13 protein-coding genes and 1 tRNA gene are annotated in these 15,053 nt (G+C 50.6%); 5 read left to right on the top strand and 9 right to left on the bottom strand.

Going from position 1 to position 15,053, the window contains the following annotated elements:
* Positions 1 to 58 precede the first annotated feature (58 nt).
* Positions 59 to 577: a fasciclin domain-containing protein gene (locus tag CWE14_RS02895; RefSeq protein WP_241972302.1), complete on the top strand. Its 519-nt coding sequence runs from the start codon at positions 59 to 61 to the stop codon at positions 575 to 577.
* 206 nt (positions 578 to 783) lie between these two features.
* Positions 784 to 1,635 (top strand): MaoC/PaaZ C-terminal domain-containing protein, encoded by an 852-nt coding sequence (locus CWE14_RS02890; RefSeq protein WP_126797988.1) that lies wholly within the window; start codon positions 784 to 786, stop codon positions 1,633 to 1,635.
* Positions 1,636 to 1,672: 37 nt separating this feature from the next.
* Here the strand turns inward: CWE14_RS02890 and CWE14_RS02885 are convergent, their stop codons facing one another.
* Both CWE14_RS02885 and CWE14_RS02880 read right to left on the bottom strand, forming a co-directional pair.
* On the bottom strand, positions 1,673 to 2,665 hold the full coding sequence (locus tag CWE14_RS02885) for a serine hydrolase domain-containing protein (protein ID WP_198676518.1): 993 nt from the start codon (positions 2,663 to 2,665) through the stop codon (positions 1,673 to 1,675).
* Between the two features lie 121 nt (positions 2,666 to 2,786).
* Positions 2,787 to 3,542: a MipA/OmpV family protein gene (locus tag CWE14_RS02880; RefSeq protein ID WP_157981769.1), complete on the bottom strand. Its 756-nt coding sequence runs from the start codon at positions 3,540 to 3,542 to the stop codon at positions 2,787 to 2,789.
* A gap of 157 nt (positions 3,543 to 3,699) precedes the next feature.
* On the opposite strand from CWE14_RS02880, the gene CWE14_RS02875 reads away from it, so the two are divergent.
* Positions 3,700 to 5,625 (top strand): Lon protease family protein, encoded by a 1,926-nt coding sequence (locus CWE14_RS02875; RefSeq protein WP_241972301.1) that lies wholly within the window; start codon positions 3,700 to 3,702, stop codon positions 5,623 to 5,625.
* Positions 5,626 to 5,703: 78 nt separating this feature from the next.
* Complete coding sequence (fabA, locus tag CWE14_RS02870) at positions 5,704 to 6,216, top strand: 3-hydroxyacyl-[acyl-carrier-protein] dehydratase FabA (RefSeq protein WP_126787955.1); 513 nt, start codon at positions 5,704 to 5,706, stop codon at positions 6,214 to 6,216.
* 148 nt (positions 6,217 to 6,364) lie between these two features.
* Here fabA and rmf read toward each other — a convergent pair whose 3' ends face one another.
* The 6 genes from rmf to CWE14_RS02840 form a co-directional block, all read right to left on the bottom strand.
* Positions 6,365 to 6,538 carry a ribosome modulation factor gene (rmf, locus tag CWE14_RS02865; protein ID WP_126787957.1) on the bottom strand — a complete coding sequence of 58 codons (174 nt, stop codon included), beginning with the start codon at positions 6,536 to 6,538 and terminating at the stop codon, positions 6,365 to 6,367.
* 175 nt (positions 6,539 to 6,713) lie between these two features.
* Positions 6,714 to 8,417: a DUF3466 family protein gene (locus tag CWE14_RS02860; RefSeq protein WP_126797986.1), complete on the bottom strand. Its 1,704-nt coding sequence runs from the start codon at positions 8,415 to 8,417 to the stop codon at positions 6,714 to 6,716.
* Positions 8,414 to 10,345 carry an ATP-binding cassette ATPase Uup gene (gene uup, locus CWE14_RS02855; RefSeq protein ID WP_126797985.1) on the bottom strand — a complete coding sequence of 644 codons (1,932 nt, stop codon included), beginning with the start codon at positions 10,343 to 10,345 and terminating at the stop codon, positions 8,414 to 8,416. Before uup ends, CWE14_RS02860 begins: the two co-directional genes overlap by 4 nt.
* Entirely contained in the window at positions 10,342 to 10,581 is a 240-nt protein-coding gene (locus tag CWE14_RS02850; RefSeq protein WP_126797984.1) for a glutaredoxin family protein, read from the bottom strand. The genes uup and CWE14_RS02850 overlap by 4 nt, the downstream gene beginning before the upstream one ends.
* Positions 10,574 to 12,703, bottom strand: coding sequence for a bifunctional 23S rRNA (guanine(2069)-N(7))-methyltransferase RlmK/23S rRNA (guanine(2445)-N(2))-methyltransferase RlmL (gene rlmKL / locus CWE14_RS02845; protein WP_126797983.1), 2,130 nt, complete (start codon positions 12,701 to 12,703; stop codon positions 10,574 to 10,576). The genes CWE14_RS02850 and rlmKL overlap by 8 nt, the downstream gene beginning before the upstream one ends.
* Before the next feature lie 122 nt (positions 12,704 to 12,825).
* A tRNA-Met gene (locus tag CWE14_RS02840) sits at positions 12,826 to 12,902 on the bottom strand.
* Between the two features lie 145 nt (positions 12,903 to 13,047).
* On the opposite strand from CWE14_RS02840, the gene cls reads away from it, so the two are divergent.
* Entirely contained in the window at positions 13,048 to 14,484 is a 1,437-nt protein-coding gene (gene cls / locus CWE14_RS02835; protein ID WP_126797982.1) for a cardiolipin synthase, read from the top strand.
* Between the two features lie 16 nt (positions 14,485 to 14,500).
* Here the strand turns inward: cls and CWE14_RS02830 are convergent, their stop codons facing one another.
* On the bottom strand, positions 14,501 to 15,046 hold the full coding sequence (locus CWE14_RS02830; protein ID WP_126797981.1) for a cell division protein ZapC domain-containing protein: 546 nt from the start codon (positions 15,044 to 15,046) through the stop codon (positions 14,501 to 14,503).
* Between the last annotated feature and the right edge of the window lie 7 nt (positions 15,047 to 15,053).

The following is a 15,053-nucleotide window of genomic DNA, read 5'->3' as shown; positions in this document are numbered from 1 at the left end:
GTCTGTTCCTCAGATTGATGCGTAAACATGTATGAATCAACAACACGAGGAATGACCGATGTTAAATACAAAACTGAATACTAAATTAGCAACTATGGCTGCCGTTGTGAGCATGAGCGTATCCTTCGCTGCGTTAGCAAATCATCATGGTGACCATGATAAAAGTGAATATGATATCGTTAAAGTTGCTCAGCATGACGAGCGTTTCTCCACCTTTGTAACGGCGCTTGAAGCGGCCGGTATGGGCGACGCACTGGACAAAGACGGTAGTTATACGGTGTTTGCACCGACCAATGATGCGTTTGCGGCGCTACCGGAAGGTACCCTGGATGCTTTACTCGACGATACCGACCAATTGCGTACGATACTAAGCTATCACGTGGTGGCCGACGAAATCGCAAGTAGCGACGTCCCTGAAGAACAAACCGCGATCGAAACCATTAATGGTGGCCAGCTCCAGGTGCAGGCCAGCTATGGTAACGTCATGGTCAACACCGCAACTGTGGTACATGCCGACATCGAAGCCAGTAACGGCGTGATTCACGGAATTGATGCAGTGATTGTACCGGCCGAATAAAGCGGGCGATGTAGCAAATGACGTGCCTCACTAACAAAACCAGCCTTTATGGCTGGTTTTTTTCATGTCCTTCAGCGGTTGCAAAAACCAGGTAAAGATGAGGTGATGAGTTCATACCAGTGTAAAATAATGCGCTTCCAAATACTGCATTTGCTACAATACGCAGGTGCCAAGCCTGTGGCACTGGTTAGAAAGGAGTTCCATTCATGCAGCAATCTGCTTTGCCCCCATTGCCAGGTATGCTGGTTCGCGCGTTGCCCACCATGGTTCGGTCAGGCAAGGTTGCACAAGACCTGACGGCGATTGAGGCACAGTTTAGCCTGGACGCTATCCGCCCCGCGCACTTAGCCGATTATAAAAGTCAGTTCCCCGGTCTCGTTAGTGCCTACCCATTGACGTATTTTTACCTGCTTGCACAACGTGCCCATTTAGCCGCGATGCTTGATAAGCGCTTCCCATGGCCGATTCTGGGGATGGTACACGTTGCCAACCGGATGGAGTGGTTGGGAACCTTAAAAGCAGAGCAAGGTTTCACTATTAACGTCCGTATAGAACTACCTGCCCGGGCTTCAACCCGTAAACGGGTACGCCCAGTCTACATTGTCGACTTTACCCAAAATGGGCACACGATTTTACGTTGCGAAAGCACCTATCAGGTCGGGGCTGGTGGTAGAACGCCCGCGAGCCGCCGGGTTCGCACAGAATCGCTGGAGTTAAGCCTTTGGCAACAATTGGATATCTGGCAGTTAAATGCATCGCTTGGTCGGCGCTATGCGCGCTTATCCGGTGACTACAACCCAATTCACATTCACCCCTGGTTATCCCGTTGGTTCGGCTTTGATCACCCAATTATTCACGGTATGTACTCAGTTGCGCGGATGCAGGCGGATCTTGAGAAACAGTTTAATACTCAAGTGACCAGCATGGAGATTGTCTTCAAACGGCCTCTGGAACTGCCCAATACTGCCGTTTCACATATCCAGAAAGACAGCGGCCGTTTAATAGTAAGTGACGGGCAGGGCGAGAAGACGTTCCTGGAGGGTACCTTTCATCTCTAGCGATGCTATGTATTCGCCAGAGATGAATAAAATCCCTTTATCTGTCGCTGAAGCGCGGCAGAATGTGCTCTTCAACAAAACGGTGCTGGCGGTTGATGTAACCCCCCTGAGACGGAGGTGTTGGATCAGATGTCATCACAATACTCAGCTTGTACGCTGGTATAACGTAAAGTAGTTGCCCGCCATAACCACGCCCGTAAAACGCCTCGACGTCGTTAAACTGATAGGAAAACCAGCCAAGACCATAGGGATCATCAGTGTAAACTGAGTTGGTTCGCGGCTGAAAGCTTTGCTCAATCCAATTTTCACTCACCACCTGTTGCCCGTTTGCCATCCCTTGATTGACATAAAGCTGGCCAATCCAGGCCAGGCCGCGTGCCGAGATACGCATGTCATTGCCGCCAAAGTAAATGCCTTCGGGGCTTTGCAGCCATGGGTAGATACGAATATTCAATGGACTGCCGACCCAGTTGCGCATCAGTTGCAACAAGCTACGTCCAGTTTGCTCAGTTAGAATAGCCGCCAGAATATGACTATTACCGGTCGAGTAGAGCATGTCGCCGCCCGGTTCATCCACCATCGGGCGGGTCAGTGCATAACGGGTCCAGTTGTCGCTGTTTACCCAGCTTCCGTAATGGCGACCCGATGTACGTTGTAAACCAGACTGCATGCTGAGCAAATGTTCGACCTGAATCTGACTTAGATCAGCAGGTGGTTGTGCCGGCTGATGGCGACCAAGCAGTTCTGAGATTGGTTGATTGAGTTCGAAATACCCTTTATCAATAGCAATACCCGCGAGCAGGGAAAGGATCGACTTAGACAGAGATTTAATATTTGCAGCCTCTGCTGGCTCGGGTCCAGCCTGATGATGCTCGAGCACAATCTCGCCGTCCTGAATGACAACCAGGTTATGCAATCGGGACAGCGAGTTTAAGTCGTCTTCATAACTGGCCATGAGCGGAGTGCTGAAAATCAGCATCCAGCCAACCACAAAGAGTGGAGCTCGAATTGGTCGCGTATTTAGTGCCATATATTCAGTTCCTCTCGATTCTACTTCAGACTCTCTTTACAATACCGTATTTAACATAATATACATTATGCGAAGTCATATAAATAGCGCAATAAGGCCGGTCAGAGCCGGCACACTGGTTTCAGAAACTGTACGAAACAGCTAGTATCGCGGTGCTAATATAGCGTCCGTCAGCCATTGGGCTGTTCGCAATCTTGCTCGACAAGCGTGACGCGCTTATCGCTCCAAACAGATTCCATCGTTCGTCAATCCGATAATAGCCACTCAGGCGCAGGTTTGGATTAAAGGCATCCTGGCTGCCGTATTCGGCAAGACCACTGCGTTCAGCTTCGGCTACAGACACACCATAGTAATAGTCGGTGTAACCGCTGCTGATATAGGCGATACCAATAGACGGGCTCAACTGCCATTTACGTGGGTTGGGCGACAACGGATAGGCATAACTTGCACTCAAGCGATGGCCATTTCCCCGAATGTCATGCCCGACACGGGCATCAAAAACTCCAAACGGAGTCATGAACCGGTAATCTAAGGCAAGTTCAGCGGAAAAAGAACGACTATCCAGCTGGCGCATTTGCGGGTCGCGACTGTCATTCGGACGGAACCTGAATGGCGCTCCTGTGACTATCACGGACCACTGATGTGGAGAACGTCGACTAGCCTGGTTTAACCGATAGCCCAGTTCGAGGCCGCGAAAATAAAACCGTTCGCCTTCATAGCCAACCACCGGAATGACAAAATTATCACGGTCAACACCGCGATAGCTGGCGTCTGAACTGATGCCCCCTGCCCCTAAACTCCATTGCGCCTGAGCTGATGAGATAACTAACATGGTGGCGATTGCAGACAGTCTTACGACTGTTTTTTTGATCTTCATTGTAATTATAAATCCTATGCTACGGGCCAACGCTTCCATCATTTACGAAGCGGGGAATAAAAAGTTCAGTATAACCAGCTAATTTTACTGTGGTTCAATTTGTTGAACCCGGTAGCTTGCCGTATCATTGCGACAACAGAATTACTTAGGAACATTTGTGACCAAGCTACCTATCGAACAACTACGCGCGCAAGCCGGGCGATGGATGCAACAACGACCAAGCCGGGTAACCGCAGACATGCTGGTTGGCCAGCAACGTGCTTTACAGGCAATCGCTCAGGCACAGGCTGTACCCGGGCATTATGCCCATGTGTTCGCGATTGTTCCTGCCGGTTGCGAGCCCGAAGCCATGTTTAGTGCGGTTGCCGAGCAACAGCAATGGCCCGCCCACGATCTTCACGACTGGGTTTATGTGGTAAATCCTGTCGATGAAACCCAACCTATATGTCTCCACTTGCCTGCTGGCAGTGCCAGAGCCGTGGTCGAACGTTTATGGGCGCTGCTTGATACTGAACCGGATAATCGTGCGCCACTTCTGGACAGTCTACAAGCGCAGTTTAACTGGCCGCCATTGAATCGTTATTTGCAGAGTATCAGCGACAAGAAATTTGAAGATCTGCCGGGCAATGAACTGGCCAATATTGTCGTGACCCAGGACAGCAAAGTTGCCTGGCATTACTGTCCCCGCGTAACTGAGGCCGATTTGTTCGGTGAAATCCGCTTGCAAACGATCGCTGGTACCGTCAGTAGTGAATTGCATTTAATACAGCCCGGCGCCCTGTTAAAAGCGAACGGCGGCACCCTGGTTATTGATGCAGAACAGTTATTACGCCAGGGCGATTACTGGCAGCGTCTGAAATACGTTCTTAAACGCGGTGAATTTAGCTGGCAGTTACCTGAACAAGGTGCATTTTATGCACCACAGCCGGTGCCTGTTCATCTGAAGGTGATTCTTGCCGGTAGCCGCGCCCTACTCGCTCAGTTGCGCGATCTGGACGCTGATTTTGCCAATTTGTTTCCTTACCTGGCGGATTTCACTGACCATTACCCAGCACAACTAAGCCCGGTGGCTAACTACTTCCAGTACTTAAGTTACCTTCAGCAACGGGTTGAACATCGTCCGTTAACAGACGATGGCATGCATCGTTTGCTGACCCTGTCCTCCAGCTTTACTGAGCATCAGGAGGAGCTGAGTCTGGATACCTTGCGTTTGATCCAGTTACTGCAGGAAGCTGACGCGATTGCAGCCAGTGAGCATGAATCACGAATTAACACCGACCATCTGCTGCAGGCGGTGAGTAACGACCAGCAACGAGAGCACTATCTGGCTGAAATGAGCCGTCAGGCAATGCTGGAAAACCAGGTCAAAATTGAAACCAAAGGTGAAGTAGTCGGGCAAATAAATGGTCTGACAGTCGTTACCATGGGCGGCAGTGAATTCGGTGAGCCTTCACGGATCACCGCGACAGTCCACTATGGGGACGGTGATATCATTGATATTGAACGTAAATCCGAGCTAAGTGGCAACATTCACACTAAGGGTGTGATGATTCTAATGGCTTACCTCGCCAACCTGTTTGCCGGCAAAGATCCCATGCCACTGTCAGCAACGCTAGTATTCGAACAGTCGTACCATGAAGTGGATGGTGACAGCGCATCACTGGCTGAGCTGTGTTGTCTGGTATCGGCCTTGTCTGATACCCCGGTGCGCCAGGCACTGGCAGTTACCGGCGCAATTGACCAGTTTGGCAACGTGCAGGCTATTGGTGGAGTAAACGAGAAAATCGAAGGCTTCTATCGCCTGTGCAAACAACGCGGCTTCGGTAAGGACCAGGGCGTGATAATTCCACGCTCGAACCAGGTTAACCTGCATTTGTCAGACGAACTGGTTGAGTCGGTAGCGGCCGGTGAATTTTCGGTGCATGTTGTTGAACATGTCAGCGAAGCCTTTGATCTGTTGATGCAATGCCCTTGTGGTAACGCCACCGACAGCACCAAAGACACCTTGTTTGGCCGAATAAACAAGCGCATTCGGCAAGCCCAGCATCAGGAGATAATTCGCCGCTGGTGGCAGTTTTGGTAATAAAATTAACTGCTCAGAGTTGTGTAGCTTACACATGTACGCTAGATTAGCGCCAGATTTACTGACCATTGGTGCTGAATGAAACAATCAAGTTATACAAAAGAAGAATTACTGGCATGTAGCCGTGGCGAGATGTTCGGTCCTGGCAACTCTCAGCTGCCAGCCCCGAATATGCTGATGATGGACCGGGTTACCGAAATGAATGACGACGGTGGTGACTTCGGTAAAGGCTACGTGGAAGCAGAATTGGATATTCATCCAGATTTATGGTTCTTTGCCTGTCATTTCCCCGGCGATCCGGTTATGCCTGGTTGTCTTGGACTCGACGCGATGTGGCAGCTTCTTGGCTTTTTCCTGGCTTGTTCTGGTGGCCCGGGTCGCGGTCGCGCGTTGGGTGTGGGTGAAGTTAAATTTACCGGACAAATCCTGCCTACGGCGAAGAAAGTTACTTATCATATTCATATGAAACGCGTTATTAAGCGTTCCTTGTATATGGGCGTCGGTGACGGCGAAGTACGAGTCGACGGCCGCACGATTTATACCGCTAAAGATTTAAAAGTGGGCCTGTTTACTGATACCACCTCATTCTAACGTGCGGTCGAGGCCGTTGAGCCTTTACTCGTGCTACAGAATTAAGAAAGCCCCTGCTTAACAGGGGCTTTCTTGTTTCTGATAACCTATGTCGGAGAATTTTTAAAGTTTGAATCGAATGGTGGTATGAACGCTGTGAGGTAAAATCTTAGCGGAAATGACCGTCATTGCGAGCTTCTATTGCGTCTCGCCAACCGCCTAGCCATTGAGAGCGGGGATCCCCCGTACTGTAGGGGCAGAATTCTTTAGAACGACCTCCGATACCTGCTTTGTAACCTTGGGCGTGTGCTCTTTCTAAGCGGTCTCGTTTCTGTCTTTTCATTATCACTTCCTCTTCTTGGTATAAGATATTGCAAGATGAAGATGAGCGCTTCTCAGCAGGTCATAGTTAATTGATAATGACATTCCGATGAAAGTTCAATGAAAAAAAAGCTCAAATCAGAATGGCTAGCCTAAGCATCTGATTTGAGCGTTGTTTTTTGATAGACGAATTTTATTTAGGAGCGAGCTCTGAACCGACGTAGTGTAATAAGTAAGGCAAACAGTGCCATACTGCCTGCTAACAACGGATGCATACTCGCCCCCTGCCGCTCCCGCGCTTCCTCTTCTACACCACAGGCCTCGCCACTACCAGCTTGCAGGCGCACAGCCCGGATTCGATCCGCACTGCTTTGAGTATCATCGATGGGAATAACAATCTCGGTTAATGCAACGGCAAGAATTTCACCACGGTCATTAATATCAACCGCATCAATAATCCGGTAACCGCTGTCACAGGGTAACAAGGTATTTAAGTCGGTGATGGTATCGCTTTCAATGTCGTACAAGAAGCCGACTGTGGGCCGCACTGCAGCCTGTAAGGTTGACACTTCACCCTGACCTACCACCTGCTTGTTGTTATTGATAGCACGCGGGCGCCACGAGGACGTATTGAAAAAGCCTAGTGGATACGTTGGCTCCGCTGACGGATCCTCGATATCGACATAGAACGCCCGGTCACGGTTAAACAGTCCGGCTCGTTCTGAGGTATAACCAACTACGATGTTATCGTCATTAATAGCTGTTGCAAGGCTGTTCTGCGAACGGTATTCGTCTTGCAGATCCTGCAATTCGCCATCGCGGAAAACCACAGCGGTGTTTACCAGCACATTCTCGGTCCCTTCGAAATAGGTCACCACGCGCTGGGCTGTACCCACGGCAATACCCTGCTCGTTGACATCGTACGCCCGGCTGGTTAGCAGGATTCGCTGCGCATCTTCGTCAGTCGGTTCTGGTGCTTCATAGGCTCCGAGGTGACGCGCTTGCCATTCGCCCTGCTCGCTTTGCTCCCAGGCGTGCGCCTGTTCAACAAAAATCGGGCTGCGAGAGCCTCCATTGGCTACGGTAGCAACTTCCTGGCTGTACCAATAACGCCAGATGCAGACATTGAGTTCTTCATAGCTGGGATCTGACTCGGCTTCGTCGTCTGAAGGTTCAGCACATACGTCAAAGCGATTAGTCAGATTGGGCGTGTTAGCGACCGCGGCATAACCAACCGCCTGGTTCTGGTTATTGACTGCGGTGGCACGGCTGGTACCACCCTGATAAAGGTCACTAACAGACGATGGCAAGAACGTAATAGCACCTGCTTCTTTGGCAAATGCACGAGGAAAGCTATCACGCATGAAGTATTGCACTTCCTCTTGTTCCCGGTTTGTGGTCACGCGGCGCTCATAAGGTTCACCAGCCTGGCCGACAATCACATCTAGATCATTAATATCCGTGCCAATGTAATTGACAGAATCGGTTTCCCGGTTGGTTTCAGCATCAATACTGTCGAACCCTTCCAGTGCAACTGGCTGGCCGTCATACTTATGTGAAATTTGCTGGCCCAGTTTTTGCGATGCCGGGTCACTGCCAAGAGCTCCTGGACTATTTAATGCGTTGCGTACTAAGCGATACGTATTATCATCAGGATTATCTAAATCTTCGTCCTCAAAGCGCTCTGGGTCGATTAGCTCAAAGCGAATGTTCTGGTTCCAAAGGTTGCGGTTGACGACAACAGCGATACCAGCATCATTCATTCCCGTTGGATAGGTTTCATAGGCACCCTCTAAGGCGCCGAGGTCGACGACCTCAATACTATCATTGGCATTACTGGCGAAACTAACACTGGCGGCGATCGACGCTGCCAGCAGACTTACCGAATACTTCTTGATCATGCCTGTTCATTACCTTGTTGTTGTTCCAGTTCTTCCCAACGCTCTAAGACATGCATTAGTGCCTCTTCTAACTCTGCTACGCGGCTCAGAACTGGCTCTGTGTGTTCATGCGCTTGCTGAAAAAAATCAGCCTCGGCAATAGCTGCCTGCAAGTTTTCCAGTTCAGCTTCGATGGCTTCAATTTGCCCGGGCAGCTCTTCAAGTTCACGCTGCAGCTTATATGATAGCTTTTTCGGGCGAGACGCTGAAGCCTTGCCCTCTGACTGTTGCGGTGCACTTTTGGTTCCGCTGCCAGCGGCACTTTTTGACGCCTGTTGCGTCGATTGTTGCGCTTTATGCTTGAGGTAGTTTTGCACATCTTCATAGCCGCCCGCTACCTCAGTAATACGCCCTGCCCCTTCAAACAACAATATGCTGCTCGCGGTGTTATCAACGAACTCACGATCATGGCTTACCAGCAATACGGTGCCCTGGTAGTCATTGATAATTTGTTCCAGCAGCTCGAGGGTATCCACATCGAGATCGTTGGTGGGCTCATCGAGCACCAGCACATTGCTTTCCGGCAGGAATAGCTTGGCTAGCAGCGCGCGATTGCGCTCCCCGCCGGACAGCGCTTTAACTGGGGTTTGTGCCTGTCGCGGCGAAAACAAAAAGTCCTGCAGGTAACTCAGAATGTGGCGCGGGCGCCCCTGATGAATAACATCCTGCTTGCCATCGCCGACATTTTCGGCGACTGACTTTTGCGGATCCAGCGCCGCACGGTGCTGGTCAAAGTACGCCACCTTGAGGTTGGTACCAAACTTCACTTTGCCGCTGTCGGCCTCAAGCTGGTTAAGGATAACCTTAATCAGGGTACTTTTACCGCAGCCGTTTGGACCCACCAGCGCAATTTTATCGCCGCGCTGAATAGTCAGATCAAGATCATCAATAATGCACTTGTCAGCAAAACTCAGATTAATATGCTCACCGGCAAATACAATCTTACCCGAGCGGCTTCCTTCGCTGACGTTCAGCCGTGCACTGCCGAGCAACTCACGTCGTTCAGCACGTTGTTTGCGCAGCGCCTGAAGCGCACGGACGCGGCCTTCATTTCGGGTTCGACGTGCTTTAACCCCTTGCCGTATCCAGGTTTCTTCCTGCGCCAATTTTTTATCAAACTCAGCACGTTGGCTCGCTTCTACTTCAAGCAAACGTTGTTTTTCTTCAAGGTAGGCATCGTAATCGCCGGGGAAACTGGTTAACTGTCCGCGGTCGAGGTCGACAATGCGGGTCGCCAGGTGACGAATAAAGGCGCGATCGTGACTGATAAAGATAATGGCGCCGTTAAAATCAAGCAGTTGGCTCTCCAGCCACTCGACCATTTCAATATCCAAGTGGTTGGTAGGCTCATCCAGTAACAGTATCTGCGGCTGAGTAACCAGCGCGCGGGCCAATGCCACCCGCCGCAGCCACCCGCCTGACAACTGCTCAAGGGTGGCATCCGGGTCCAGATTTAAACGAGTTAAGACCTGATCAATGGCGGTGGTAAACTGCCATCCATTCTGTGCTTCGATGCCCTGCTGAACCTTGCCGAATTCAGCAAGAACCTGATCATCACAGTCTCCGAGCTGCATACTTAACTGATGATACCGTTTTAGTAATGCACCAACTTCTGCAAGCCCTTCGGCGACATAGTCATACACCGTATCTTCCGACTGGGCGGGCGGGTCCTGGGGTAAACGCGCGACTCTCGAACCGCTGCTATTCAGGCTCCCGCCGTCGAGCTGGACTTCGCCATCGATAATTTTCATCAGGCTGGATTTACCAGCACCGTTTCGACCAACGATACAAACCCGTTCGCCATGCTCGATAGCAAAATCGGCGTGGTCAAGAATAGGGTCCGAACCGAAGCTCAGCTGTGCATCTTTTAACTGCAGTAAAGTTGTCATTGCTGCAAAAACTCCGCTAACCGTTGTGGATCAAAAGGCCATTTCAATTCGGCATCGTCACGCTGCCGGATCAGTACCGGAATCAGCCAGCCATACTCATCCTGTAACTCAGGTTGTTCGTCAATATCGACCATGTGCAAAGACACCGGCTCTTCCAGCTCTGTCTGATGGATCATCACCAGAGCCTGTTGGCACAATGGGCATGGATGCCTGATCAGTAAATAGAACTCAGGCATGGCGCAGGAACCAACATTGGTGAATGTGCTTGTTACGTTTGAAATCTTCAGGAATCGACCAGGCACTGCGGTCTTCAGCCACCAGTCCAGCAGCTGCTAAGGCGTCTGTATCGAGCTTAAACTTACGTTTATTGGTCGAGAAAATCAGTAATCCATCGGCAGCCAGTAACGATGCTGCGTGCTGCAACAGGCCAACATGGTCACGTTGCACATCAAAGCTGTTTTCCATTCGTTTTGAATTCGAAAACGTTGGCGGGTCAAGGAAAATCAAATCCCACTGCTGTTCGCCCTGCGTTGCTTCATCCTCTAGCCAGGTCAGGCAATCGGCTTGAATAAAGTCGTGTTTGCTGATGGTCTGGTGGTTAAGGCGGAAGTTATCTTTCGCCCAGTTCAGGTAGGTGCGCGACATATCCACAGTGGTAATATGCTCGGCCCCTGCTATAGCGGCATGGACCGATGCACTACCGGTGTAAGCAAACAGATTAAGCACCCGTTTGTCTTTCGCCAGACGTTGAATTTCTTTACGCACTAAACGGTGATCAAGAAAGAGTCCGGTATCCAGGTAATCAGTCAGGTTAACTTTAAAGCGCGCATTGTATTCGGCGACTTCGAACTCGATGCTTTCTTTCGCCTCCTGCTTTTCATACTGCGCTTTACCAGCCTGCCGTTTGCGTTGCTTAACCACCATATGGGCTTCATCAAACGGCAACACCGCAGGAATTGTTTCAAGAATATGCCAGAAACGGTCATCAGCGACCCCGTCCGGAATGTCTGAGGGCGCCGCATACTCCTGAACCACCAGATAGTCACCATAGACATCAATGGCAGCGTTGTACTCAGGTAGGTCCGCGTCGTACAGACGATAGCAGTCAACGCCCTCTTTGCGCGCCCACTTCGCCAGCTTTTGTGCATTCTTACGCAGGCGGTTGGCGACATCATCGTTGTGAGTTTTTGTAAACTCAACTTGCGATTCATTCATATCAAACAGCGCCAGAGTCACTGGAATCGCGCCATTGAACAGTTTGTATTTTTTGTGGCTGGTCAGCTTAAGACGCTTTAGCAGTACTTCTTCCGGTGCCAGTAAGGCGGCCTGCCAGCCCTGGTAGTGGCTGCGTAAACGCTGACCTAGTTGACGGAACAACAGCAATACTGCAAGTTCGTCGCCGAGGCGCTCGCCATAGGGCGGGTTGCCAAGGACAAGTCCGGGGGTAAGCTCGGATGCGTCGAACTCCAGGGCATCTGCACAGTGAAATTGAAATAAATGCTCCACCTCGAGTGCCTGCGCATTTTCTCGTCCGGCATCGAGCACTTCAGCGTCTAAGTCGACCGCAACAAAACGGGTCGCACATTGTGTACGACCGCTTTCAAAACGTTCGATCGCGTCCTGCCGCAGAGCCTGCCACACGGCCGGCCGGTGTCCGCGCCAACCTTCAAAGCCCCAGCGCTCACGAGCCAAACCCGGTGCGCGGTCGGTTAGTACCTGCGCGGCTTCCAGCAGCAGTGTTGCGGAACCAGCAAAAATATCGAGAATAGTTTGTTCTTTCTGCGCATCCGCCAGGGTTAAGCCGCAACGAGCTACCACCGCCGCTGCAAGTGTCTCGCGCAATGGCGCTGCCCCTTTCTGCAAACGGTAACCGCGCTTATGCAGGCTTTCGCCACTGAGATCGAGATAAAAGGTTGCCTGATCCCGGGATAAACGGACATTGATGCGAATATCGGGTTGCTGCGGATCGACATTGGGCCGTGCATGCTGGTCTTCACGGAAGCGGTCAACCACGCCGTCTTTTACCACGCGGGCAGAAAACTGAGTGTGATTAAGTTCGGTGGAGGTACCACGAAAATCGACTGCAATGGTCGCGCGGTCCGAAAACAGCGACGGCCAGTCGATATTGGTTGAGGCTTGTAACAGGTCATCCCGGTTGAAAACGTCCTGCTTATCGAGTTGCAGTAGAACGCGACTGGCTAGGCGGGACCATAGGCAAATTCGGTATCCGACTTCTTGCTCGCCACGGAAATAGCAACCGGCTAGCGTTTGTTTAACATCGGATGCACCGAGGGACTGAATTTCTTCGAATAGCAGGGGTTCAAGACCTTTAGCGCAGGTCGCGAAATAATTGAGCATGTAGTTTCTTGGTTTGAAATTGTGCGCTGATTATAGCGAAATAGAAGGAAGAAGTCTTTTTATCTATTGGCACTGGATGTGCCTTGATTGAGTCTTTACTTATGAGAATCTATACAGAGAATTGGTTGCGGGGGCAGGATTCGAACCTACGACCTTCGGGTTATGAGCCCGACGAGCTACCAGACTGCTCCACCCCGCGTCCGATGAGGTGCACTATACTGATAACCTTGTTCCAGCGCAAGCGGGATTTTACTAAACTAAGTAAATACTTGATTAAGTGCTGATTTTCTCGCCAAAGCGGCTAAAATGGAAGCTATTCACTCTCAAAACGGACCTTCTAACGGATGATATCATCGGATTTACTCTTCATCCTTTACTGGCTTTTTATCGCCAGCGTGACGTTACGTGTGATTTTTAAACGTCAAAGTATGAGCGCGTCACTTGCCTGGCTTCTGATCATTTATATAGTGCCTCTGATAGGCGCTTTCGCGTACTTCTTCTTCGGCGAAATGCAGCTGGGGCAGCGTCGCGCTGAAAAATCCGAGTCGATGCGTGAACCTTATATGAACGCGCTTAAATCGATGACCGAGAAAATGCATGATGACAGCGATACTCTACCCGACTCGTCACTATCGAAAGCCATCCAACAGCTATTGATTAAACGCCTGGGTGTTGGAGTACTGAATTATCACGACTTTACCCTGTTAAACAGCCCGCAAGCGATTTTTGCTTCGTTACGAACAGACATTGAGAATGCGCAACGCACTATTGATCTGGAATTTTATATCTGGCATTCCAAAGGTCAGGTTAATGAGATCGAGACTGCCCTGATCAAAGCAGCCCAGCGCGGGGTTGAGGTACGTATTCTGGCGGATGACGCTGGTTCCTGGCCATTTTTCTTTAGCAAAGGGCATAAAGCGATGAAAGAAGCAGGTATTCATATTGTACCCGCTTTGCCAGTGTCGCCCTGGCGCTTAGCTCTGCGTCGGGCCGATATCCGTTTGCACCGTAAGATTATCGTGATCGATCATCAAATTGCCTACACGGGTTCAATGAACATGGCAGATCCGACGGAATTCAATAAAAATGCGAATGTTGGTCAGTGGATTGATGCAATGGCAAGATTTCGGGGAGCCGCCGCTGTTGGTATGGCCAAGGTGTTTGCCTGGGACTGGGAGGTCGAAACCGAAGAGCATTTGCCGACCTCAATCGATGTTGAGAAACACGTAAGCCAGCAATGGCTTGCCACCATTCCCTCAGGTCCTGGCCTGGGTCATGATCTGATTACCGAAGTTATGCTCAGTGCAATCTACCGCGCCGATACCAGCATAACCATCTGTACCCCCTACTTCGTCCCACCTGAGCCGGTGTTTGAAGCCTTACTGCAGGCACTCGCCCGGGGAGTCAAAATGACCATTCTGGTCCCAAGACGCAACGACTCGCGCCTGGTTAGCTGGGCCAGTCGGGCGTTCTATGACGATTTATTGCAAGCAGGCGCAGAAATTCGCAATTACCACGGTGGTTTATTGCATACCAAAGCCTTACTCATTGATGATCAGCTGGCAATCTTCGGCAGTGTGAATCTGGACGCCCGCAGTCTGCAGGTCAATTTTGAAATATCCCTGGCCCTGTTTCATCCGTCCAGCTGCAAAGCTATTTGTGACCTGGTTGCATCCTATATAGAGGACAGCGAAACCATATGCCCGGAGCGCTGGCATAAACGCTCAATTTTCTCCCGGTTTCGGGAGCGGCTGGTGTTCTTTTTAAGTCCCCTGCTCTAAGTGCGCACGGCTATACTCAGGCAGACGACGACCAGTTACGGGTGAAAGGACGTTCAAGCGGGTGCATCCGGCTGAATTGTAAACGGTCATTGAGAACCCGGATACATTCATAACGGTTCAGTGTTTTGGTCGGCGACAGGCGCATGGACTGGTCGAGCAATAAACACAGGCTGCTACGCTCATCTTGATCCAGTAGCAACATGTCACAGCAATCCAACCCTGAATCAAGTGCACAGCTAAGATGGTCTTCTGGCCATGGCTCATGATCGGCGAATTGAAAGTGCCAGCTTTGCGGTAAACTGGGCTTCAGAAAATGCAGTGCGGCCGTGGCATGCAAACAGGCCTGAAACTGCTGACTAACTGAAAGGCTTGAATACTGTTCAAGGTAGTCCTGGAAACGGTTAAAGTGTTCCACGTCATCTATGCTGAACGCTTCCTGCTCAGGCAGATACTGCTGCAACTGGCGCCGCCGGTAGCTTACATCGAGTAATACATCATCGGTGCTCAACTGTAAGCACTGACGCTCGTCATCAAAAATCCACAACCAGTTCAGGTACGACATCCTGTCC

The sequence above is a fragment of the Aliidiomarina soli genome (assembly GCF_003986975.1).
Taxonomy (GTDB): domain Bacteria; phylum Pseudomonadota; class Gammaproteobacteria; order Enterobacterales; family Alteromonadaceae; genus Aliidiomarina; species Aliidiomarina soli.
The sequence above is the reverse complement of the archived record's forward strand: the minus strand, read 5'-3'. Positions and strand labels throughout refer to the sequence as shown.

What these genes read in the sequence shown, in the direction of transcription:
- CWE14_RS02860 (WP_126797986.1), bottom strand. Translation starts at nt 8,417, where the DNA reads ATGATCAAGAAGTATTCGGTAAGTCTGCTGGCAGCGTCGATCGCCGCC.
- rlmKL (WP_126797983.1), bottom strand. Translation starts at nt 12,703, where the DNA reads ATGCTCAATTATTTCGCGACCTGCGCTAAAGGTCTTGAACCCCTGCTA.
- CWE14_RS02885 (WP_198676518.1), bottom strand. Translation starts at nt 2,665, where the DNA reads ATGGCACTAAATACGCGACCAATTCGAGCTCCACTCTTTGTGGTTGGC.
- CWE14_RS02890 (WP_126797988.1), top strand. Translation starts at nt 784, where the DNA reads ATGCAGCAATCTGCTTTGCCCCCATTGCCAGGTATGCTGGTTCGCGCG.
- fabA (WP_126787955.1), top strand. Translation starts at nt 5,704, where the DNA reads ATGAAACAATCAAGTTATACAAAAGAAGAATTACTGGCATGTAGCCGT.
- CWE14_RS02880 (WP_157981769.1), bottom strand. Translation starts at nt 3,542, where the DNA reads ATGAAGATCAAAAAAACAGTCGTAAGACTGTCTGCAATCGCCACCATG.
- CWE14_RS02850 (WP_126797984.1), bottom strand. Translation starts at nt 10,581, where the DNA reads ATGCCTGAGTTCTATTTACTGATCAGGCATCCATGCCCATTGTGCCAA.
- cls (WP_126797982.1), top strand. Translation starts at nt 13,048, where the DNA reads ATGATATCATCGGATTTACTCTTCATCCTTTACTGGCTTTTTATCGCC.
- CWE14_RS02830 (WP_126797981.1), bottom strand. Translation starts at nt 15,046, where the DNA reads ATGTCGTACCTGAACTGGTTGTGGATTTTTGATGACGAGCGTCAGTGC.
- CWE14_RS02895 (WP_241972302.1), top strand. Translation starts at nt 59, where the DNA reads ATGTTAAATACAAAACTGAATACTAAATTAGCAACTATGGCTGCCGTT.
- uup (WP_126797985.1), bottom strand. Translation starts at nt 10,345, where the DNA reads ATGACAACTTTACTGCAGTTAAAAGATGCACAGCTGAGCTTCGGTTCG.
- rmf (WP_126787957.1), bottom strand. Translation starts at nt 6,538, where the DNA reads ATGAAAAGACAGAAACGAGACCGCTTAGAAAGAGCACACGCCCAAGGT.